Source organism: Variovorax sp. FG153 (assembly GCF_057809595.1).
Map to the genome: position 1 here is coordinate 115214 of NZ_JBMDKG010000009.1, position 20098 is coordinate 135311.

Consider the following 20098-nt stretch of genomic DNA (forward strand, 5'->3'; position numbering starts at 1 on the left):
AGCGGGCGCGGGCCCGAGGTTGGCGCGGCGGCGCGTTAAAGCACGTCGCTCGCGAAATCGGCCAGTCGCGAGCGTTCGCCGCGCGCCAGCGTGATGTGGCCACCGTGCGGCCAGCCCTTGAACTTGTCGACCGCGAAGGTCAGGCCCGATGAGCCTTCGGTGAGGTAGGGCGTGTCGATCTGCGCGAGGTTGCCCATGCAGATGATCTTGGTGCCCGGACCCGCGCGCGTGATCAGCGTCTTCATCTGCTTGGGCGTGAGGTTCTGCGCCTCGTCGATGATCACGTACTTGTTGAGGAAGGTGCGCCCGCGCATGAAGTTCATGCTCTTGACCTTGATGCGGCTGCGGATCAGCTCGTTGGTGGCGGCGCGCCCCCATTCGCCGGCACCGCCGCCGTCGCCCTTGGCCAGGAACTCGAGGTTGTCGTCGAGCGCGCCCATCCAGGGGCCCATCTTCTCTTCCTCGGTGCCGGGCAGGAAGCCGATGTCCTCGCCCACGCTCACGGTGGCGCGCGTCATGATGATCTCGGTGTAGCGGCGGTCGTCGAGCACCTGCGTGAGGCCCGAGGCCAGCGCCATCAGCGTCTTGCCGGTGCCGGCCGTGCCGGTCAGCGTGACGAAGTCGATCTCGGGGTCCATCAGCAGGTTCATCGCGAAGTTCTGCTCGCGGTTGCGCGTGTTCACGCCCCACACCGCGTTCTTGCCCGAGCTGTAGTCCTTGAGCGTCTTGAGCACCGCGGTCTTCTCGCGGATCTCGGTGACGCGCGCGTACATGCTCGGCTCGCCGGGCGCCTCGAAATACACGAACTGGTTGATGTACATGTTCGGCACGATCGGGCCGCTGACGCGGTAGAAGGTGCTGCTGCCGCTCTGCCAGCTCTCCACCGTCTTGCTCTGGCGGGTCCAGAAGTCGGGCGGCAGGGCGAGCGAGCCCGAATAGAGCAGGTCGCCGTCTTCGAGTGTCTTGTCGTTCTGGTAGTCCTCGGCGTCCAGGCCCAGCGCGCGCGCCTTGACGCGCATGTTGATGTCCTTCGACACCAGCACCACCTCGCGCTTCGCGCGATCGGGCGACTCCTTGGCGTAGAAGTCGCGCAGCGCATGCACCACGCCGAGGATCTGGTTGTCGGCCTTGCCCTGCGGCAGGCTCAGCGGCAGCGCGTAATCGAGCGGATCGGTCTGGAAGAACAGCTTGCCCCCGGCTTCGCGGTGGCCGGTGGTGTCGAGCTTCAGGCCCTTGGCGATGTCGGCGTCCTGCGCGGCGGCCAGCGCGTCGAGCGTGCGGCTGGTCTGGCGGCCGTTGCGCGCGACCTCGGTCGTGCCCTTCTTGTGGCCGTCGAGCTCCTCGAGCACGATCATCGGCAGGTAGATGTCGTGTTCCTCGAAGCGGAACAGGCACATCGGATCGTGCAGCAGCACGTTGGTGTCGAGCACGAAGAGCTTGGCGGGGCCGCTCGAGCGGCTGCGCTTGGGCTTCGGTGCCGGTTGCGGCGCGGGAGCTTCGGCACGCGGGGCTTCGGCCGGCGCCGAACGCGTCAGGGCTTGCTGCTGCTGCGGCGCCGGGGCGGCGGCGGGCGTCGACCGGGGTTTGCGACGGGGGCGGGCGGCGGGTGCCGGCGCGGTCTCGAGGCCGCCACCGGGGACTTCGGCCGAATGCCGGTCGAACAGCTCCAGCGCTTGCGGTCCGCTCGGCGCCTCGGTCTCGGCGCGCGCGTCGCCGGACCGGCGGGACCCCCTGTGCGAAGAACGGGCGGGCGCGTCAAGCGCGTCCGGAGAAAGCAAAGCGGCACGTTTCGTGGGGGCGGGGGGCAGTGGCATGTGTCAGGTCGCTCGCAAAAAAGTGGGTACCAGAAAACGAAAAAGCCGCCTGTAGACCCAGGCGGCTTTGTTCGGAGGATGCGGTCGTGGAGCTCAACAGCATGCGGCCATTATGCACACCGCCTCTGGGGCGTCGGCGCCACTTTACGCCGTTCGTTGGACATTCCCCACGCGAGAGCGCAATTGCGCACGCCTGACACGCGGCTGAAACCTTCGATCGGGCAGGCCCGGAAGCCTCAGGCCGGCTTCTTCAGGGTCTTGACGGCCTTGAGGACTTCGTCGACGTGGCCCGGCACCTTGAGGCCGCGCCATTCGGCCTTCAGGATGCCGTCGGCGCCGATCAGGAAGGTGCTGCGCTCGATGCCCTTGACCTTCTTGCCGTACATGATCTTGTTCTTGACCACGCCGAACATGTGGCACATCTTCTCTTCGGTGTCGGCGATCAGTTCGAACGGCAGTTCGAGCTTGGCCTTGAATTCGTCGTGCGACTTCATGTTGTCGCGCGAGACGCCGAACACCGTGGCACCGGCCTTTTCGAAGTCCTTGTAGCGATCGCGGAATTGCATGGCTTCGGTCGTGCACCCCGGAGTGTTATCTTTCGGGTAAAAATACAGGACCAGGACGTGGCCGAGGTGCGAAGTATTCGAGACCTTGAGGCCACCGGTGGCGTTGGCGTCGAATTCGGGAATGGGTTTGTTGACAACGATCGCCATGAAACTTGTTTTCTCCGTTTGTTTCCACTACCCGAGCCTGCCTGTGTCGAGCGCAAGGCGCCTTTCGGTGCCGCTCGCCAAAATCTCGGGTCCTCGGTTGATGGAAGATTGGTCGTTGCTAACTCTGGGTGCCCGGTAGGCCCCAAAAGGAGCGCGCCAGGCGGTTCGCAACCCGAGATTTTACCCCGAAAACCCCTCTCTCAGCCACCCTCGGGCCGCTCGACCAGCAGGGCAGCGACCACGTGCCGGCCTTCGCCGGCCAGGATGTTGTAGGTGCGGCAGGCCGCGGGGGTGTCCATGGTCTCCACGCCGGTGCGCTGGGCCATCAGGGGCTTGATCCAGGCGGGCTGCGGGAAGCGGATGCGCCCCCCGCTGCCGAAGATGATCAGTTCGGCGCCCAGCGCGGCCAGCTGGGCGAAGTGCTCGGGGCCCAGTTCGTCGAAGCGGCTGCAGTTCCATTCGAAGCGCTCGCCGCGCGAGCCGACGACCACGCTGCCCTCGACCTTTTCGTTGTTGATCGCGACCCAGCCCGGGCCGTGCGCGGTGAGGGTCTGGGTGTCGGATTTGTCGGGCTGGAGCTTCATCGGGGCACTGGGAACTGTGGTCAAATTATAGGTTTTCCCTAGTGACACGAGGCTCGCCAGGGCCTTTGCGGGCCGCACGGCGTTTCCCGCAGTCTTCGCAACTTTCTTGCATGAACCGCGCCCGGGAGGGCCCTTTGAAGCAGCTCAAGAAATCGGCCAAGCTGGCCAACGTGCTCTATGACATTCGCGGTCCGATCATGGACGCGGCGAAGCAGATGGAGGAGGACGGCCAGAAGATCATCAAGCTCAACATCGGCAATCTCGCCGTGTTCGGCTTCGATGCGCCCGAGGAAATCCAGCAGGACATGATCCGCAACCTGCCCACCTCGGCCGGCTATTCGGACAGCAAGGGCGTCTTCGCCGCGCGCAAGGCGGTGATGCACGAGACGCAGAAGCAGGGCATCACGGGCGTCACCCTCGACGATATCTACCTGGGCAACGGCGCCAGCGAGCTGATCGCCATGTCGACCAACGCGCTGCTCGACGACGGCGACGAGCTGCTGCTGCCGGCCCCCGACTATCCGCTGTGGACCGCCTCCACCAGCCTGTCGGGCGGCACGCCGGTGCACTACCTGTGCGACGAGGCCAACGGCTGGATGCCCGACCTGGCGGACATCCGCGCCAAGATCACGCCGCGCACCAAGGGCATCGTGGTCATCAACCCGAACAACCCCACCGGCGCGCTGTATTCCGACGCGCTGCTCAAGAGCATCGTCGAGATCGCGCGGGAGCACGGCCTCGTGATCTTCGCCGACGAGGTCTACGACAAGGTGCTCTACGACGACGTCAAGCACACGGCGATCGCCAGCCTGTCGACCGACGTGCTCACGCTGACCTTCAACTCGCTGTCCAAGAGCTACCGTTCCTGCGGCTACCGCGCCGGCTGGCTCGTGGTGTCGGGCGACAAGCGCGCCGCGCGCGACTACATCGAGGGCCTGAACATGCTCTCGAACATGCGGCTGTGCGCCAACGTGCCCGGCCAGTGGGCGATCCAGACCGCGCTCGGCGGCTACCAGAGCATCAACGAACTGGTGGGCGAGGGCGGCCGGCTGCGCCGCCAGCGCGACCTGGCCTACGAGCTGATCACCGCGATCCCCGGCGTGAGCTGCGTCAAGCCCAGCGCCGCGCTCTACATGTTCCCGAAGCTCGACCCGAAGGTCTACCCGATCGCGGACGACCGCCAGTTCTTCCTCGAGCTGCTGAAGGAAACCCGCGTGATGCTGGTGCAGGGCACCGGCTTCAACTGGGCCACGCCCGACCACTTCCGGATCGTGTTCCTGCCCCACGAGGACGACCTGCGCGAGGCGATCAACCGCATCGCGAAGTTCCTGGAGCAGTACCGCCTGCGCCGCAAGACGGAGTCATGAAAGCCGCCTGCGCCGCCGCGGCCCTGTCGCTCGCCGCGTTGTCCGCCTCGGCCGCCGGGCTCGCCGCCAAGGCGCCGGTGTCCTTCACGCACAACGACTGGGAACTGGCCTGCGACAACACGCGCACCTGCCGCGCGGCCGGTTACCAGTCCGAGACCGGCGCCAACGAACCGGTCTCGATGCGCATCACGCGTGCCGCCGGGCCGGGCACCGCGCTCGAGATCGACCTGCAGATCGGCGCCGACGACGTCAAGGGTCCGCTGCGCCTGACGGTCGGCAAGGCCGTGGTGCCGGGCCTGAAAAACGATGCCCCGAGCCTCGACGCCGCCCAGATCCGCACCGTGCTGCCCGAGCTGCTCAAGGCCGACAGCGCCAGGCTCACGGCCGGCGGCGGCCGCGAATGGCAGCTCTCGCTCTCGGGCCTGAACGCCGTGCTGCTCAAGATGGACGAGGCCCAGGGTCGTATCGACACCCCCGGCGCGCTGGTGCGCCCCGGCGGCAAGGCCGAATCGACGGTGCCAGCGGCCGTGCCCGCGCCGGTCGTGCGCGCGGTCCAGCCCGCGAAGCCGAAGCCGGGCGACGATGCGCTGGCCGCGCGGATCTTTCCCTCGCTCGACCTCAAGAAGGCCATCGAGTACTGCAACAACAGCGACAAGGTCGACCCGAAGTCGCTCGAGGTGCATCGCCTCACCGGCTCCAGGGTGCTGCTGTCGCTGGGCTGCGGCATGGGTGCCTACAACTACTCCAGCCTGCAATGGCTCGCCAACGACAAGCCGCCCTATGCGCCGGTCGCGCTCGAGGCCAACGGCGAGTACGACGACAAGGACGCCAGCATCACCTCCAGCTTCAAGGGCCGCGGCATCGGCGACTGCTGGTCCAGCGAGACCTGGCATTTCGACGGTCAGGGCTTCGTGCGCACGGCCGCCGAGAGCGACCAGATGTGCCGCGGCTTCGCCGGCGGCGCCTGGTCGCTGCCGCGCTACGTCAGCCGCGTCGTGAGCGCCGCGCCGTCCACCACCCCATCCAAACCATGAACGCGACTCTCCCTATGAAACCCATCCAAGTAGGCCTGCTCGGCGCAGGCACGGTCGGCAGCGGTACCTTCAAGGTGCTCCAGCGCAACCAGGAGGAAATCAAGCGCCGCGCCGGCCGCGGCATCGAGATCACCATGGTGGCCGACCTCGACACCGCGCGCGCCCGCGAAGTGGCCGGCGACGGCGTCAAGGTGGTCGGCGACGCGCGCGAGGTCATCGCCAATCCCGACATCGACATCGTGATCGAGCTGATCGGCGGCTACGGCATCGCGAAGCAACTCGTGCTCGAGGCCATCGCGGCCGGCAAGCATGTGGTCACGGCCAACAAGGCACTGCTCGCGGTGCACGGCACCGAGATCTTCGCGGCCGCGCATGCCAAGGGCGTGATGGTGGCCTTCGAGGCCGCGGTGGCCGGCGGCATCCCGATCATCAAGGCGCTGCGCGAAGGCCTCACGGCCAACAGCATCCAGTGGCTGGCCGGCATCATCAACGGCACCACCAACTTCATCCTCTCGGAGATGCGCGACAAGGGCCTGGACTTCGCGACCGTGCTCAAGGAAGCGCAGCGCCTGGGCTACGCCGAAGCCGATCCCACCTTCGACATCGAGGGCGTCGACGCCGGCCACAAGGTCACGCTGATGAGCGCGCTGGCCTTCGGCATCCCGGTGCAGTTCGACAAGGCCCACATCGAGGGCATCACCAAGCTGGCCGCGCAGGACATCAAGTACGCCGAGCAGCTCGGCTACCGCATCAAGCTGCTGGGCGTCACCAGGCGCACGGCCAAGGGCATCGAGCTGCGCGTGCATCCCTCGCTGGTGCCGAGCAAGCGCCTGCTGGCCAACGTCGAGGGCGCGATGAACGCCGTGGTGGTGCACGGCGATGCCGTCGGCACCACGCTCTACTACGGCAAGGGCGCGGGCAGCGAGCCCACCGCGAGCGCGGTGATCGCCGACCTGGTCGACATCACGCGCCTGCACACGGCCGATGCCGCGCACCGCGTGCCGCACCTGGCCTTCCATCCCGATGCGTTGAGCGACCTGCAGGTGCTGCCGATGGCCGAGGTGGTCACCAGCTACTACCTGCGCCTGCGCGTGGCCGACCAGGCCGGCGTGCTGGCCAAGGTCACGGGCCTGCTCGCGACCGCCGGCATCAGCATCGACGCCGTGCTGCAGCGCGAAGCCGACGAGGTCGGCGGCGAGGGCTCGACCCAGACCGACCTGATCATCCTCACGCACGACGCGCGCGAAGGCACGGTCGACGAAGTCATGGCCGAGCTGCAGGCGCTGCCGACGGTGCTCGAGCCCATCGTGCGGATCCGCAAGGAAGAGTTGAAGTGAACTACCTGAGCACCCGCGGCCATCCCGACCGCAAGCGCTTCTGCGAAATCCTGCTCGAGGGCCTCGCGCCCGACGGCGGCCTCTACCTGCCCGAGCGCTATCCGCAGGTTGATGCCGCCACGCTCGCGAAGTGGCGTTCGCTGTCCTATGCCGAGCTGGCCTTCGAGATCCTGTCGCTCTACATCGACGACATTCCGCCGGCCGACCTGAAGGCGCTCTGCGCGAAGACCTACACCGCCGAGGTCTTCGGCAGCGACGAGATCGTGCCGCTGCGCGAGCTCGAGGACGGCGTCTACCTCGAAGCCCTGTCCAACGGCCCCACGCTGGCCTTCAAGGACATGGCGATGCAGCTGCTGGGCAACCTGTTCGAGTACGAGCTCGCCCGCCGCGGCGCCGAACTCAACATCCTGGGCGCCACCAGCGGCGACACCGGCAGCGCGGCCGAGTACGCCATGCGCGGCAAGAAGGGCGTGCGCGTCTTCATGACCTCGCCCGACGGCCGCATGAGCCCGTTCCAGCAGGCGCAGATGTTCAGCCTGCAGGACGCGAACATCCACAACATCGCCATCACCGGCGTGTTCGACGACTGCCAGGACATCGTCAAGGCGGTGTCGAACGACCTGGCGTTCAAGCGCAAGTACCGCATCGGCACGGTCAACTCGATCAACTGGGCGCGCCTGCTGGCGCAGGTCGTCTACTACTTCGCCGGCTACTTCCAGGCCACCGCGAGCAACGACAAGCCCGTGAGCTTCACCGTGCCCTCGGGCAACTTCGGCAACGTCTGCGCGGGCCACGTGGCGCGTTCGATGGGCCTGCCGATCCACACGCTGGTGGTCGCCACCAACGAGAACGACGTGCTCGACGAGTTCTTCCGCACCGGCGTGTACCGCGTGCGCGGCGCCGTCGACACGCACGAGACCTCCAGCCCGTCGATGGACATCAGCAAGGCCAGCAACTTCGAGCGCTTCGTGTTCGACCTGGTCGGCCGCGACAGCGACAAGCTGCGCCGCCTGTTCGTCGACGACCTGAACCGCCAGGGCTTCTTCGACCTGAGCGCCGATCCCGCCTTCGCGCAGGCCGCGTCGCGCTTCGGCTTCCGCAGCGGCCGCAGCACGCACGCCGACCGCCTCGCGACCATCCGCGACACCGAGAAGCGCTTCGCCACGCTGGTCGACCCGCACACCGCCGACGGCCTCAAGGCCGCGCGCGCGCACCTGGCGCCGGGCGTGCCGATGGTGGTGCTCGAGACCGCGCTGCCGATCAAGTTCGCGGCCACGCTGGTCGAGGCCCTGGGCGAGGAGCCCGCGCGGCCCGCGAAGTTCGAGGGCATCGAGGCGCTGCCCAAGCGCGTGGTCAAGCTGCCGGCCGATGCCGAAGCGGTGAAGGCCTACATCGCTGAACACTGCGACTGAGCGATCGACACGAAAGGGTGGCCGAGCGGCCGCCCCGCTCGGTATTCAAAGCTATCCCCTGAATAGCATCGGAGACATCGGATGAAAGTGGTCGGCTTCGCCGGTTACTCGGGCGCCGGCAAGACCACGCTGGTCGAGCGGCTGATTCCCGTGCTCAAGCGCGCCGGACTGCGCGTGTCGGTGGTCAAGCACGCGCACCACAAGTTCGACATCGACCACCCAGGCAAGGACACCTGGCGCCACCGCGAGGCCGGTGCCTTCGAGGTGGTGGTCGCCTCCGACCGGCGGCTGGCGCTGATGCGCGAGTTCGAGACGCCGGTCGAGCTCGACGTGCACCAGCTGATCGCCGAGCTCTACAGCGGCGCCGACTGGGTGCTGGTCGAGGGCTTCCGCCACAGCGACCTGCTCAAGATCGAGGTCTGGCGCCCCACCGCGCAGGACGAGGCGCCGCGGCCCTCGCTCTATCCCGAGGATCCCTTCGTCGTCGCGATCGCCGCCAAGGGCGCGCTGCCGGTGCCCACCGAGCGGCCGGTGTTCGACCTCGACGACGCCGAGGCCATCGCGCGCTGGCTGGTCGACAGCGGCGAGCGCTTCGACTACAACCCCGAGCACCATGGCTGACTCTCCCGCTGTTCCCTTCGCCGCCTCCTCGCGCCGGCCGCCGCTGCTGCCGCTCGACGACGCGATCGCCCAATTGCTCGCCAAGGCCCGGCCGGCGCTGCCGTCCGAGCTGGTCAGCACCTTCGATGCCGACGGCCGCGTGCTGGCCGAGGATCTCGTGGCCGGCCTCACCGTGCCGCCGCGCGACAACAGCGCGATGGACGGTTACGCGCTGCGCGTGGCCGACTGCGCCGCGCCCGGTGCGCTGCTGAAGGTGGCGCAGCGCATTCCCGCCGGCACGGTCGGCACGCCGCTCCTGCCCGGCACCGCGGCACGGATCTTCACCGGCGCGCAGATTCCCGAGGGCGCCGACGCGGTCGTGATGCAGGAAGACACCGCCGCCATCGCGGAGGAGGGCGGCCTGGGCAGCGTGCGCGTCGAGATCGTGCCCGCGGCCGGCCAGTGGATCCGCCGCGCCGGCGAGGACGTGGCGTCCGGCGACGTGGTGCTGCGCAAGGGCGAGCGCCTCACGCCCGCCGCGCTGGGGCTGGCGGCCAGCATCGGCTTCGACCGGCTGCCGGTGGCGCGCAAGCCGCGCGTGGCGCTGCTGTCCACCGGCGACGAACTCGTGATGCCCGGCGAGGTCGCGCCCGCGGCGATGAAGCCCGGCGCGATCTACAACTCCAACCGCTTCTTCATGCGCGCGCTGCTGCACCGGCTGGGCTGCGAGGTGCACGACCTCGGCATCGTGCCCGACCGGCGCGAGGCCACTGTCGAGGCGCTGCGCGAGGCGGCCGAGCATAACGACCTGATCATCACCACCGGCGGCGTGTCGGTCGGCGAGGAGGACCACATCCGCGCCGCGCTGCAGGCGCTCGGCGAGATCGATCTCTGGTCGCTCTCGATGAAGCCCGGCAAGCCCTTCGCCTACGGTTCGATCCCGCGCTCGGGCCGGGGCGACGCGCAGGGCCACTGCCACGTCACCGGGCTGCCCGGCAACCCGGTGTCGAGCTTCCTGACCTTCCTGATGCTGGTGCGGCCCTTCCTGCTGACCCTGCAGGGCGCCAGCCGGGTCACGCCCGAGCCGGTGCGCATGCGCGCCGATTTCGACTGGCCGCGCGCCGACAAGCGCCGCGAGTTCCTGCGCGCGCGCCGCAATGCCCAGGGCGGGCTCGACCTGTTTGGCAACCAGAGCTCGGGCGTGCTGACCTCGATGGTCTGGGGCGACGGGCTGGTCGACAACCCCTCGGGCCAGACCATCCGGGCCGGCGATCCGGTCGAATTCATTCCCCTCGCAGCCCTGCTGTCCTGACGCGCATGAAGGTCCATCTCCGTTATTTCGCCTCGGTGCGCGAAGCGCTCGGCAAGAGCGACGAAACCATCGACACCGCGGCGCCCACGCTGGCCGCGCTGCGCGACGAGCTGATCGCGCGCGGCGGCGCCTACGCCACGGTGCTCGCGCGCGGCCGCGCGCTGCGCATGGCGCTCGACCACACCATGAGCGACGAGGCCGCGGCCCCGCACGAAGGCTGCGAGGTCGCGTTCTTCCCGCCCGTCACGGGCGGCTGAGGGCCGCGTCGAGCGCCACCAGGCGCTCGCGCAGCGCGTCCGAGGCGCGCGTCATCGGCGAGCGCAACTCGTCGCGCAGCGCGCCCTGGTGCGCCAGCAGGGCCTTCAGCGGGCCCGGATTGGCCTCCGCGAACAGGCCCTCGATGAGCGGCTGCAGCGGCTGCCACAGCGCGCGCGCCTCGGCCAGCTGGCCCTCGCGCAGCAGCGCGATCAGCCGCACGAAGCGCGCCGTCTGCACGTGGCCGCTGGCCGCGATCGCGCCCACGCCGCCCTCGGCCACGGTGCCGAAGATCTGGCCGTCCTCGCCCGCGAGCACCTGCAGCCGGCCGTCGGCGATCACGGCGCGGGTCTTGCCCGCGTCGCCGCCGCAGTCCTTGATGCCGCGGATGCGCGGGTTGGCGGCCAGCGTCAGCAGGGTGTCGCGCGCGATCGTGGCGCCGGTGCGGTAGGGGATGTCGTAGATCAGCAGCGGCGCGGCGCTGGCCTCGGCGATGGCGCCGAACCATTCGAGCAGGCCGGCCTGCGAGGGCCGGATGTAGTGCGGCGCCGGCACCAGCAGGCCCGCGAGCGGGCGCTGCGCGAGCCGGCGCACCCAGGCCGTGGTCTTGCCCAGGTGGTAGCCCGAGAGGCCCATGACCAGCGGCAGGCCGCCCGCGGCCTCGGCCACCGTGTCGAGCGCGGCGAGCTGCTCGGCCTCGTCGAGCGCCGCGGCCTCGCCGGTGGAGCCGCAGACCACGAAGCCGGCCACGCCATCGGCGGCCAGGCGGCGCGTGAGCGCGGCCAGCGCCGCATGGTCGAGCGCGCCGTCGCGAAACGGCGTCACGAGGGGAATCCACAGGCCCGAGAAATCGGGAGCGGCAGTGGCGGAGGAGGAATGGTTGGCGGGCACGCGGGCGTCCTTTCGACGATCGACCGATGGAAGGAACCATCGTCCGATGCGCGCGCAACCCATGCGGGGCCAGTGCCTGTGCCGGTTCCGTCGCTCATCCGACGACGGAACCGAAGCTCCGGTCAGACGAGCTTTGGTTTTTTGGCCTTGCCGCCCAGGCGCGCACCGTTCGTGCCTTCGGTCGAAGGCGCGGGCGAACATGCGGTCAGGGCAAACATGGGGCTGGAGTTTAGCCGCGCGCGCCGCGGTGCCACAATTTGCGCATGGCATTTCCGCAACGCGTCACCATCCAGACGGCCGATTTCGATCTCGGCGCCGAAGTCGCAGCCCTGCGCGCGAGCGATGCGCGCATCGGCGCCGTCTGCAGCTTCATCGGCACCGTGCGTGATCGCAACGATGGCGCGGACGTTGCATCGATGGAGCTAGAGCACTACCCCGGCATGACCGAGAAATCGATCGAGGCCATGGTCGACGAAGCCCACGAGCGCTTCGACATCCTCGGCGTGCGCGTGGTCCACCGTGTGGGCCTGCTGCAGCCGCTCGATCAGATCATGATGGTGGCGGTGGCCTCGGCGCACCGCGGCGAGAGCTTCCAGGCCTGCGAGTTCCTGATGGACTACCTCAAGACCCAGGCGCCGTTCTGGAAGAAGGAGCAGACGCCCGAGGGCGCCCGCTGGGTCGATGCGCGCGTCGCGGACGACGCGGCACTCGCGCGCTGGGGCATCAGCGCGTCGAACGCCTGAGCGCGCTCACAGCGGCTTGAAGCCGCTCGACTGGATGATCCGCTCCCAGGTCTGGGTGTAGCTGCGCACGCGGCCCGCGAACTGGCCCTGCGGCTCGTAGCCGACGGTCAGGCCCAGCGTGGTGAGCTTCTGCTTCACGTCGGGCATGGCCAGCACCTTCTGCAGCGCCGCACCGTACTTGTCGATGATCGGCTGCGGCGTGCCCACGGGCGCGAAGATGCCGTAGTAGGGCAGGTCCTCGAGGTTCGCGAAGCCCAGCTCGGTGAAGGTCGGCACGTTGGGCAGCAGCGCCTGGCGCTTGGCGCCGATCGAGGCCACGATGCGCAGCTTGCCGGCCTTGTGGTTCTCGATGAAGTCGGGCACCGAGGCGATGCCGGCCGTGATCTGGTTGCCCAGCATGTCGGCCGTCATCGGCGCGCTGCCGCGGTAGGGCGCGGGCTGCACGTCGATCTTGTACTTGTCCGAGATCATCTTCACGAGGAACTCGGGGATCGAGGCCGGCGCCGGGATGCCGATGGTCTCCTTGCCGCCCTTCTGCGTGCGCACCCACTTGACGTACTCGTCGATGCTCTTGGCCGGCGTGCCGCCCGAGACCGCCAGCACGTTGGCGAAGGTCGCGAAGCCGGCCACGGGCACGAAGTCGGTGGCGGGATTGAAGCCCGGGTTCTTGACCACCTGCGGCAGGATCGAGATCGTGTGATCGTGCGAGAGGAACAGCGTGTGGCCGTCGGCCGGCGAGGACTTCAGCACCTGCGCCGCGATCTGGCCGCCCGCGCCCGCGCGGTTCTCGACCACCACCGGCGCGCCGAGCTCGTCCTTGAGCTTCTCGCCCAGCGTGCGCGCGATCGCGTCGGTGCCGGCGCCGGCCGGGAAGCCGACCAGGATGCGGATCGGCGTGCCGCTCTGGGCCTGTGCCAGCCCGGCCATGCCCAGGGCAGCCGCGAAGAGGCCCACGCCTAGCGCGCGGCGCACCGGTTGGACGCGCTGCATTGAAAAAACCATGATCGACTCCATTCGAGAAGAGAGAAATGCCTACGGGCGGGAGGGTGCGGGCATCGTGCAATAGCCGTGCCCGTCGCGCGGGCCCGGCCCGCAACCTTGAATCGTGCCCGAACAGCCCTATTTTGGATGCAGGAATACCACCATGCGACAAGACAAACTCACCACCAAGTTCCAGGAAGCACTGGGCGACGCCCAGTCGCTCGCCCTCGGCAGCGACAACGCCTATATCGAGCCGGCCCACCTGCTGGCCGCGATGCTGCGCCAGGACGACGGCCCGCGCGCGCTGCTCGAGCGCGCCGGGGTCAACGTGCCCGGCCTCGCACAAGCCGCCGAGGCGGCCATCAAGAAGCTGCCCCAGGTGCAGGGCCATGACATCGTGCAGGTCGGCCCCGAGCTCGGCAAGCTGCTGCAGGCGACCGAGAAGGAAGCCCTCAAGCGCAACGACCAGTTCATCGCGGGCGAACTCTTCCTTTTGGCCGTGGCCGACAGCAAGAGCGACATCGGCCGGATCGCCAAGGAGAACGGCCTCTCGCGCAAGTCGCTCGAGTCCGCGATCGACGCGGTGCGCGGCGGCCAGGGCGTGAACAGCGCCGATGCCGAAGGCCAGCGCGAGGCACTCAAGAAATACACGCTCGACCTCACCGAGCGCGCGCGCCTGGGCAAGCTCGACCCGGTCATCGGCCGCGACGAGGAGATCCGCCGCGCGATCCAGGTGCTGCAGCGCCGCACCAAGAACAACCCCGTGCTGATCGGTGAACCCGGCGTGGGCAAGACCGCCATCGTCGAGGGCCTCGCGCAGCGCATCGTCGCGGGCGAGGTGCCCGATTCGCTCAAGGGCAAGCGCGTGCTGTCGCTCGACATGGCCGCGCTGCTCGCGGGCGCCAAGTTCCGCGGCGAGTTCGAGGAGCGGCTCAAGACCGTGCTCAACGAACTCGCGAAGGACGAGGGCCAGACCATCGTCTTCATCGACGAGCTCCACACCATGGTCGGCGCCGGCAAGGCCGAGGGCGCGATGGACGCCGGCAACATGCTCAAGCCCGCGCTCGCGCGCGGCGAACTGCACTGCGTGGGCGCCACCACGCTCGACGAATACCGCAAGTACATCGAGAAGGACGCCGCGCTCGAGCGCCGCTTCCAGAAGATCCTCGTGGGCGAGCCCAGCGTCGAGGCCACCATCGCGATCCTGCGCGGCCTGCAGGAGAAGTACGAGGTGCACCACGGCGTGCAGATCACCGACCCGGCCATCGTGGCCGCGGCCGAGCTCTCCGACCGCTACGTCACCGACCGCTTCCTGCCCGACAAGGCGATCGACCTGATCGACGAGGCCGCGGCCAAGATCAAGATCGAGATGGACTCCAAGCCCGAGGTGATGGACCGCCTCGACCGCCGGCTGATCCAGCTGCAGATCGAGCGCGAGGCCGTGCGTCGCGAGAAGGACGAGGCCTCGCAGAAGCGCTTCGGCCTGATCGAGGACGAGATCGCCAAGCTGCAGAAGGAGATCGCCGACTACGACGAGATCTGGCAGGCCGAGAAGGCCCAGGCCCAGGGCAGCGCGCACGTGCGCGAGGAGGTCGACAAGATCAAGTTCCAGATCGAGGAATGGAAGCGCAAGGGCGACTTCAACAAGGTCGCCGAGCTGCAGTACGGCCAGTTGCCGGCGCTCGAGAAGCGCCTGAAGGAAGCTGAGGACAGCGAAGCCAACAAGGGCAAGTCGAGCGCGCCCACGCTGCTGCGCACCCAGGTCGGCGCGGAAGAGATCGCCGAGGTCGTGGCGCGCGCCACCGGCATCCCGGTCGCCAAGCTGATGCAGGGCGAGCGCGACAAGCTGCTCGTGATGGAAGACAAGCTGCATGAGCGCGTGGTCGGCCAGGACGAGGCCATCGGCGCGGTCGCGAATGCGATCCGCCGCTCGCGCTCGGGCCTGTCCGATCCGAACCGGCCCACGGGCTCGTTCCTGTTCCTCGGCCCCACGGGCGTGGGCAAGACCGAGCTCTGCAAGGCGCTCGCGGGCTTCCTGTTCGACAGCGAGGATCACCTGATCCGCATCGACATGAGCGAGTTCATGGAGAAGCACTCGGTGGCCCGCCTGATCGGCGCGCCGCCCGGCTACGTGGGCTACGAGGAGGGCGGCTACCTGACGGAAGCCGTGCGCCGCAAGCCCTACAGCGTGGTGCTGCTCGACGAGGTCGAGAAGGCGCACCCGGACGTGTTCAACGTGCTGCTGCAGGTGCTCGACGATGGCCGCCTGACCGATGGCCAGGGCCGCACCGTGGACTTCAAGAACACGGTGATCGTGATGACCAGCAACATCGGGTCGCCGATCATCCAGGCCATGGTGGGCAAGCCGGGCGAGGAGATCAAGGAAGCGGTGTGGGACGAGCTGAAGAACTACTTCCGCCCCGAGTTCCTCAACCGCATCGACGAGACGGTCGTGTTCCATGCGCTCGACGCGAAGAACATCGAGGCCATCGCGGCGATCCAGCTCAAGGTGCTGCAGTCGCGGCTCGCGAAGATGGACCTGGGCCTCGAGGTGTCGCCCGCGGCGCTGGCAGAGATCGCCAAGGTCGGCTTCGACCCGGTGTTCGGTGCTCGTCCGCTGAAGCGTGCGATCCAGCAGCGCATCGAGAATCCGCTCTCGAAGCTGCTGCTCGACGGCAGCTTCGGGCCGAAGGACACGATCGAGGTCACGACCGACCCGATCCGCTCGCCGGGCCAGTTCGACTTCGCAAAAGCAGGAAATCCCGGAAAAACCGGGGAACCTGCGGCCGAAGCCTCGGCCTAAGATGGAATGATGAACTTCATTCTTCGCGTGATCCTCGTGATGCTGGGCCTGGTCTTCGCGGCCAGCCTGGCGGTTGCCGTGATGCTGCTGGCCGCGGTGTGGGGCGTTCGCTACGCCTGGGCGCGGCTCACGGGCAAGCCCGTGACGCCCTGGGTGATGCGTTTCAACCCGCGTTCGGGCTTCGACCGCTTTCGCAGCGCCGCCCGGCCGGCCGAACCCTCGGCCGCCGACGTGGCCAATGCGCGTGCGCGGGGCGAGTCGGTGCGCAGCCCGCTGCTGCGCGAGCGCGGCGGCAACGTGACGGACGTGCAGGCACGGCCCGCCACGCGCGGCGAGTAAGCAGCCGCAACACGGCTGCAGTTTTTTCAGATCACGAAAGGCCGGCCTCGCGCCGGCCTTTTCCTTTCTGGCGATCCTCAGGCGTACAGCGCCTCGATCTCCCCCGCATAGGTCTTGTAGATGCTCGAGCGTCGCACCTTCATGGTGGCGGTGACCTCGCCATCGTCGTGGTCGAGTTCCTTCGTCAGCAGGTGGAAGCGCCGCACCTGCGCCACCTGCGCGAGGCGCGCATTGCCGCGCTGCAGCTCGGCATCGATCAGCTCGCGCACGCGCGGCAGCTCGACCAGCGAACGGAAGTGGGTGAAGGCCAGGCGCTGCGCCTCGGCCCATTTGCCCACGGTCTCGTAGTCGATCTGCACCAGCGCCGAGACGAACTTGCGCCCCTCGGCGATCACGATGCATTCCTTGACGTAGGGGCTGGCCTTCATCGTGTTCTCGATCTCCGAGGGCGTGAGGTTCTTGCCGCCCGCGGTGATCATGATGTCCTTGAGCCGGTCGACGATGCGCAACTGGCCGCCTTCCTCGGCCACCACGTCGCCGGTGTGCAGCCAGCCGTCGCGTATCGAGGCGGCCGTGGCCTCGGGGTTCTTGTAATAGCCACGGAACACCATCTCGCCGCGGATCTGCAGCTCGCCCTGGTCGCCCACGCGGTGCTCCACGCCCTCGGTGGCCGGCCCCACCGTGCCCACCTTCACCTGGTCGAGCCGGTGGCCGCTGACCATGCCGGTCGATTCGGTGAGGCCGTAGACCTCGACCAGCGGCACGCCCAGCGTGCGGAAGAAGCGCACCACGTCGGGCGGGATCGGCGCGGCGCCGGTCAGCGCGACGCGCGCGTTGCGCAGGCCGATGAAGTTCTGCAGCGCGCGCAGCACGCTCCAGTAGGCCAGGCCGAAGCGCAGCCGTTCGCCCGGGGTCCACCGCGCGCGCGGCTTCTCGGCCAGCGGTGCGCAGGCGACCAGTGCGCGTTCGTAGAGAGCGCGGCGCAGCCGGCCGGTGTCCTGCATCTTGATGCTGATGGAGGCGTGCAGCTTCTCCCAGATGCGCGGCACGCCGAGGAACATGGTCGGCGCGACCTCGCGCAGGTCCTCCTGCACGGTGCGTATCGACTCGCCGAAGTTGACCTGCGAGCCCAGGTACAGCGGCACGAAGCTGGTCAGCATCTGCTCGGCCACATGGCACAGCGGCAGGTACGACAGGTGGGTGGTGCGCGCATCGAGTTGCAGCCGCTCGACGATGCCCGGCACCACGCCGCGGATGTTGCGCCACGAGATCATGGCGCCCTTGGGCGCGCCGGTGGAGCCCGAGGTGTAGATCATGAGGCCGATGTCGTCGAGCGACTGCGCGGCCAGCGCGGCGTCGACGCGCGCATCGCCCTCGCGCGCCTGCAGCGCGGCGCCGGCCGCCTCGAGTTCGGCGAAGCTCAGGATGCGCTCGCGCGCCTCGGCACCGTAGCTCGCGAGGCCCTTGGTCTCGATCACGACGATGCGGCGCAGCCGCGGCAGCGCGTCGATGGCCTCGAGCACCTTGTCGGCCTGCTCCTGGTCCTCGCAGACCACGATCTCGATGTCGGCATGGCCGACCACGTAGGCCACCTCGTTGGTCGGGCTGGTGGGATAGACGCCCACGGTCACGGCGCCGACCAGGCCCGCGCCCATCTGCGCCAGCACCCATTCGACGCGGTTCTCCGAGATCACGCCCACATGGCCGCCGCGCGCCAGGCCCAGCGCCGCGAAGCCCAGGCCGACGTGGACCGCGCGCCGGTGGTAGTCGGCCCAGCTCAGCGGATGCCAGATGCCGAAGTCCTTCTGGCGGATCGCGATGCGCGCACCCTGGGCGCGTGCCTGCTCGCGCAGCATCTGCGGCAAGCTTCGTTCGGGGAGGGGATGCGTCATGACAACCAGCGCTTGCGCCGCTTGTAGTGCTTCAACTCGCGAAAGCTCCTCGATTCGCCGGCACCGCCGACGCCCAGGTAGAACTCGCGCACGTCGGGGTCGGCCGCGAGCCGCTCGGCGCTGCCGTCGATCACGATCTTTCCGTTCTCCATGATGTAGCCGCTGTCGGCCACGGCCAGCGCGAGGCTGGCGTTCTGCTCCACCAGCAGCATCGACACGCCGCGCTCGGCGTTGATGCGCGCGATGATGCCGAAGATCTCCTCCACCAGCTTGGGCGAGAGCCCGAGAGAGGGCTCGTCGAGCAGGATCAGCTGGGGCTCGGCCACCAGCGCGCGGCCGATCGCGAGCATCTGCTGCTCGCCGCCCGAGAGGTAGCCCGCGAGGCCGCGGCGCCGCTCGTGCAGCCGCGGAAAGTAGGCATAGACGGCGTCGAAGTCGCGTGCCTGCGCGCCGCGGCCGGCGCGTGCGTAGGTGGCGGCCACGAGGTTCTCCTCGACCGTCAGGTCCTCGAACACGCGCCGTCCCTCCATCACGTGCGCGAGGCCGCGCCGCACCAGCTGCTGCGGCGCGAGCCGCTCGGTGGGCTGGCCGTCGAAGGCGATGCGCCCGGCCTCGAGCTCGCCGTCCTCGAGCGGCAGCAGGCCCGAGATGGCCTTCAGCGTGGTCGACTTGCCGGCGCCGTTGCTGCCCAAGAGCGCCACGATCTGCCCGCGCGGCACGGCCAGCGACAGGCCGCGCAGCACCTGCACGACCTTGTTGTAGACCACCTCGATGTTGTTGACCTCGAGGATGGGGCTGCCGCCGCCGGTGTTCATCGCCGCCGTCCGCTCACTTGTCGAGCGAGATCCAGTCGGATGCCGCCACCATCTTCTGCGCCTTCATGTCGGCGCGGTAGACGCGGCCCACCGGGATGGAGTTGCCCTTGATGGTGATCGGCACGCCGATCAGGCCGCCGGTGTCGAAGTCCTTGATGCTGTTGAGCGCGGCCTTGAGGTTCTTGCCGTCCAGCGGCTTGCCGGCATCGAGCGTGCGTTTCGCCGCCTCGGTGAACAGCATGGCGGTGAGGAAGCCCTGGGTGTAGGCGGTGCTCTGGTACTCGGGGCGCAGCGCGCGGATCTTCTCGAGCATGGGCGCCTTGGCCGAGGTGTCGTAGTAGTAGCGGTAGGGCATGACGCCCATGAAGCCGTCGCCGGCCTCGCCCATCTTCATGACGGTGGAGCTGTCCATGGTCCAGAAGGTGCCCATCCACTTGGTGGTCATGCCCATCTGCTTGCCCTGCTGCACGAATTCGGGAATGGGCGCGAGCACGTAGCCGTGGAAGATGGTGTAGTCGGGCGCGGCGCGGCGCAGCTTGATGACCTCGGTCGAGACGTCGACGCTGCCGGCGGGCGTCATGATCTTGACGGGCACCGTGAGGCCCAGCTTCCTGGCGGCGGCCTCGCTCGACTCGATGGGATCGCGGCCGAACTCGGAGTCGGAATAGACGAAGGCCACCTTCGCGCCGGGCTTCTCCTTGGCGATGTGGCGCAGCAGGATGCCGATCATCTCGGTGTAGTCGGGGCCGACCAGGAACTGGTTCGGGTACTTGGCCGGGTCGTTGAGTTCGGTGGCGAACGAGGCGCCGGCCATGAGGATCTGGCCGCTGCGGTCGAGTTCGGGGTTGATGGTCTTCGAGAAGCCGGTCGAATCGCCGTAGTACAGATTGACCTTGTTCTGGCTGGTGATCTTCTTGTAGGTGGCGACCGAGACGTCGACCTTGTAGCCGGTGTCCTCGGGCACGTAGCGCAGCTTGCGGCCCTTGATGCCGCCGCCGTCGTTGACGATCTTCACGTAGTCGGCGATGCCGGCGTTGATGCCGATGCCCGCGAAGGCGAACACGCCGGTCATCGGGATCGAGCCGCCGATGACGATGTCCTCGCCCGACTGGGCATACACGCCGAGCGGCGCTGCGAGCGCGGCGCCGGCGGCCACGATGAGCTCGCGGCGGCGCAGGACGGGGGTCTTCTTGTCGGATGCCATGC

At 68.6% G+C, this 20098-nt stretch carries 18 protein-coding genes; 10 read left to right on the forward strand and 8 right to left on the reverse strand.

What is annotated here, in order from left to right:
• Positions 1-35: 35 nt before the first annotated feature.
• The 3 genes from ACODT0_RS13200 to ACODT0_RS13210 all read right to left on the reverse strand — a co-directional run bounded on the left by ACODT0_RS13200 (position 36) and on the right by ACODT0_RS13210 (position 3111).
• Positions 36-1814: a PhoH family protein gene (locus ACODT0_RS13200; RefSeq protein ID WP_261213570.1), complete on the reverse strand. Its 1779-nt coding sequence runs from the start codon at positions 1812-1814 to the stop codon at positions 36-38.
• Positions 1815-2050: 236 nt separating this feature from the next.
• Positions 2051-2527, reverse strand: coding sequence for a peroxiredoxin (locus ACODT0_RS13205; RefSeq protein WP_057595862.1), 477 nt, complete (start codon positions 2525-2527; stop codon positions 2051-2053).
• Positions 2528-2727: 200 nt separating this feature from the next.
• Complete coding sequence (locus ACODT0_RS13210) at positions 2728-3111, reverse strand: Mth938-like domain-containing protein (RefSeq protein WP_057595861.1); 384 nt, start codon at positions 3109-3111, stop codon at positions 2728-2730.
• A 134-nt stretch (positions 3112-3245) separates the two neighbouring features.
• Here ACODT0_RS13210 and ACODT0_RS13215 point away from each other — a divergent pair, with 134 nt between their 5' ends.
• From ACODT0_RS13215 to ACODT0_RS13245, 7 genes are all read left to right on the forward strand, one after another.
• Positions 3246-4478 (forward strand): pyridoxal phosphate-dependent aminotransferase, encoded by a 1233-nt coding sequence (locus ACODT0_RS13215; protein ID WP_296741431.1) that lies wholly within the window; start codon positions 3246-3248, stop codon positions 4476-4478.
• Positions 4475-5512 carry a DUF1176 domain-containing protein gene (locus tag ACODT0_RS13220; RefSeq protein ID WP_489041467.1) on the forward strand — a complete coding sequence of 346 codons (1038 nt, stop codon included), beginning with the start codon at positions 4475-4477 and terminating at the stop codon, positions 5510-5512. The genes ACODT0_RS13215 and ACODT0_RS13220 overlap by 4 nt, the downstream gene beginning before the upstream one ends.
• Before the next feature lie 14 nt (positions 5513-5526).
• Positions 5527-6849, forward strand: coding sequence for a homoserine dehydrogenase (locus tag ACODT0_RS13225; protein ID WP_489041468.1), 1323 nt, complete (start codon positions 5527-5529; stop codon positions 6847-6849).
• Positions 6846-8261: a threonine synthase gene (gene thrC, locus ACODT0_RS13230; protein WP_489041469.1), complete on the forward strand. Its 1416-nt coding sequence runs from the start codon at positions 6846-6848 to the stop codon at positions 8259-8261. The genes ACODT0_RS13225 and thrC overlap by 4 nt, the downstream gene beginning before the upstream one ends.
• Before the next feature lie 81 nt (positions 8262-8342).
• A complete protein-coding gene (gene mobB / locus ACODT0_RS13235) occupies positions 8343-8882 on the forward strand; it encodes a molybdopterin-guanine dinucleotide biosynthesis protein B (RefSeq protein ID WP_057595856.1) in 540 nt (179 codons plus the stop codon).
• Complete coding sequence (locus tag ACODT0_RS13240) at positions 8875-10173, forward strand: molybdopterin molybdotransferase MoeA (RefSeq protein ID WP_057595855.1); 1299 nt, start codon at positions 8875-8877, stop codon at positions 10171-10173. The genes mobB and ACODT0_RS13240 overlap by 8 nt, the downstream gene beginning before the upstream one ends.
• Before the next feature lie 5 nt (positions 10174-10178).
• A complete protein-coding gene (locus ACODT0_RS13245; protein ID WP_057595854.1) occupies positions 10179-10430 on the forward strand; it encodes a MoaD/ThiS family protein in 252 nt (83 codons plus the stop codon).
• Here ACODT0_RS13245 and ACODT0_RS13250 read toward each other — a convergent pair.
• Entirely contained in the window at positions 10417-11319 is a 903-nt protein-coding gene (locus ACODT0_RS13250; RefSeq protein ID WP_489041470.1) for a 4-hydroxy-tetrahydrodipicolinate synthase family protein, read from the reverse strand. The genes ACODT0_RS13245 and ACODT0_RS13250 overlap by 14 nt on opposite strands.
• 263 nt (positions 11320-11582) lie before the next feature.
• Between ACODT0_RS13250 and ACODT0_RS13255 the strand changes: the two genes are divergently transcribed.
• The gene (locus tag ACODT0_RS13255; RefSeq protein WP_261213562.1) at positions 11583-12062 is read left to right on the forward strand and encodes a molybdenum cofactor biosynthesis protein MoaE; all 480 of its coding nucleotides are present in this window, start codon (positions 11583-11585) and stop codon (positions 12060-12062) included.
• 6 nt (positions 12063-12068) lie between these two features.
• Here the strand turns inward: ACODT0_RS13255 and ACODT0_RS13260 are convergent, their stop codons facing one another.
• Positions 12069-13064 carry a Bug family tripartite tricarboxylate transporter substrate binding protein gene (locus ACODT0_RS13260; RefSeq protein ID WP_057595863.1) on the reverse strand — a complete coding sequence of 332 codons (996 nt, stop codon included), beginning with the start codon at positions 13062-13064 and terminating at the stop codon, positions 12069-12071.
• 142 nt (positions 13065-13206) lie between these two features.
• On the opposite strand from ACODT0_RS13260, the gene clpB reads away from it, so the two are divergent.
• Positions 13207-15846, forward strand: coding sequence for an ATP-dependent chaperone ClpB (clpB, locus tag ACODT0_RS13265; protein WP_057595851.1), 2640 nt, complete (start codon positions 13207-13209; stop codon positions 15844-15846).
• 6 nt (positions 15847-15852) lie between these two features.
• Positions 15853-16185 (forward strand): hypothetical protein, encoded by a 333-nt coding sequence (locus ACODT0_RS13270; protein WP_057595850.1) that lies wholly within the window; start codon positions 15853-15855, stop codon positions 16183-16185.
• A gap of 77 nt (positions 16186-16262) precedes the next feature.
• On the opposite strand, the gene ACODT0_RS13275 is transcribed toward ACODT0_RS13270, so the two are convergent.
• The 3 genes from ACODT0_RS13275 to ACODT0_RS13285 are packed head-to-tail and all read right to left on the reverse strand — an operon-like array spanning position 16263 to position 20096.
• Entirely contained in the window at positions 16263-18077 is a 1815-nt protein-coding gene (locus ACODT0_RS13275) for an AMP-dependent synthetase/ligase (RefSeq protein WP_489041471.1), read from the reverse strand.
• On the reverse strand, positions 18074-18892 hold the full coding sequence (locus ACODT0_RS13280; protein WP_057595848.1) for an ABC transporter ATP-binding protein: 819 nt from the start codon (positions 18890-18892) through the stop codon (positions 18074-18076). The genes ACODT0_RS13275 and ACODT0_RS13280 overlap by 4 nt, the downstream gene beginning before the upstream one ends.
• 13 nt (positions 18893-18905) lie before the next feature.
• Positions 18906-20096, reverse strand: a complete 1191-nt coding sequence (locus ACODT0_RS13285; RefSeq protein ID WP_489041472.1) for an ABC transporter substrate-binding protein — start codon at positions 20094-20096, stop codon at positions 18906-18908.
• Between the last annotated feature and the right edge of the window lie 2 nt (positions 20097-20098).

Bases quoted from the DNA above. Each gene is read 5' to 3' on its own strand.
- ACODT0_RS13200 (WP_261213570.1), bottom strand. From the start codon at position 1,814: ATGCCACTGCCCCCCGCCCCCACGAAACGTGCCGCTTTGCTTTCTCCG.
- ACODT0_RS13205 (WP_057595862.1), bottom strand. From the start codon at position 2,527: ATGGCGATCGTTGTCAACAAACCCATTCCCGAATTCGACGCCAACGCC.
- ACODT0_RS13210 (WP_057595861.1), bottom strand. From the start codon at position 3,111: ATGAAGCTCCAGCCCGACAAATCCGACACCCAGACCCTCACCGCGCAC.
- ACODT0_RS13220 (WP_489041467.1), top strand. From the start codon at position 4,475: ATGAAAGCCGCCTGCGCCGCCGCGGCCCTGTCGCTCGCCGCGTTGTCC.
- ACODT0_RS13225 (WP_489041468.1), top strand. From the start codon at position 5,527: ATGAAACCCATCCAAGTAGGCCTGCTCGGCGCAGGCACGGTCGGCAGC.
- mobB (WP_057595856.1), top strand. From the start codon at position 8,343: ATGAAAGTGGTCGGCTTCGCCGGTTACTCGGGCGCCGGCAAGACCACG.
- ACODT0_RS13240 (WP_057595855.1), top strand. From the start codon at position 8,875: ATGGCTGACTCTCCCGCTGTTCCCTTCGCCGCCTCCTCGCGCCGGCCG.
- ACODT0_RS13245 (WP_057595854.1), top strand. From the start codon at position 10,179: ATGAAGGTCCATCTCCGTTATTTCGCCTCGGTGCGCGAAGCGCTCGGC.
- ACODT0_RS13255 (WP_261213562.1), top strand. From the start codon at position 11,583: ATGGCATTTCCGCAACGCGTCACCATCCAGACGGCCGATTTCGATCTC.
- ACODT0_RS13260 (WP_057595863.1), bottom strand. From the start codon at position 13,064: ATGGTTTTTTCAATGCAGCGCGTCCAACCGGTGCGCCGCGCGCTAGGC.
- clpB (WP_057595851.1), top strand. From the start codon at position 13,207: ATGCGACAAGACAAACTCACCACCAAGTTCCAGGAAGCACTGGGCGAC.
- ACODT0_RS13270 (WP_057595850.1), top strand. From the start codon at position 15,853: ATGATGAACTTCATTCTTCGCGTGATCCTCGTGATGCTGGGCCTGGTC.
- ACODT0_RS13275 (WP_489041471.1), bottom strand. From the start codon at position 18,077: ATGACGCATCCCCTCCCCGAACGAAGCTTGCCGCAGATGCTGCGCGAG.
- ACODT0_RS13280 (WP_057595848.1), bottom strand. From the start codon at position 18,892: ATGAACACCGGCGGCGGCAGCCCCATCCTCGAGGTCAACAACATCGAG.
- ACODT0_RS13285 (WP_489041472.1), bottom strand. From the start codon at position 20,096: ATGGCATCCGACAAGAAGACCCCCGTCCTGCGCCGCCGCGAGCTCATC.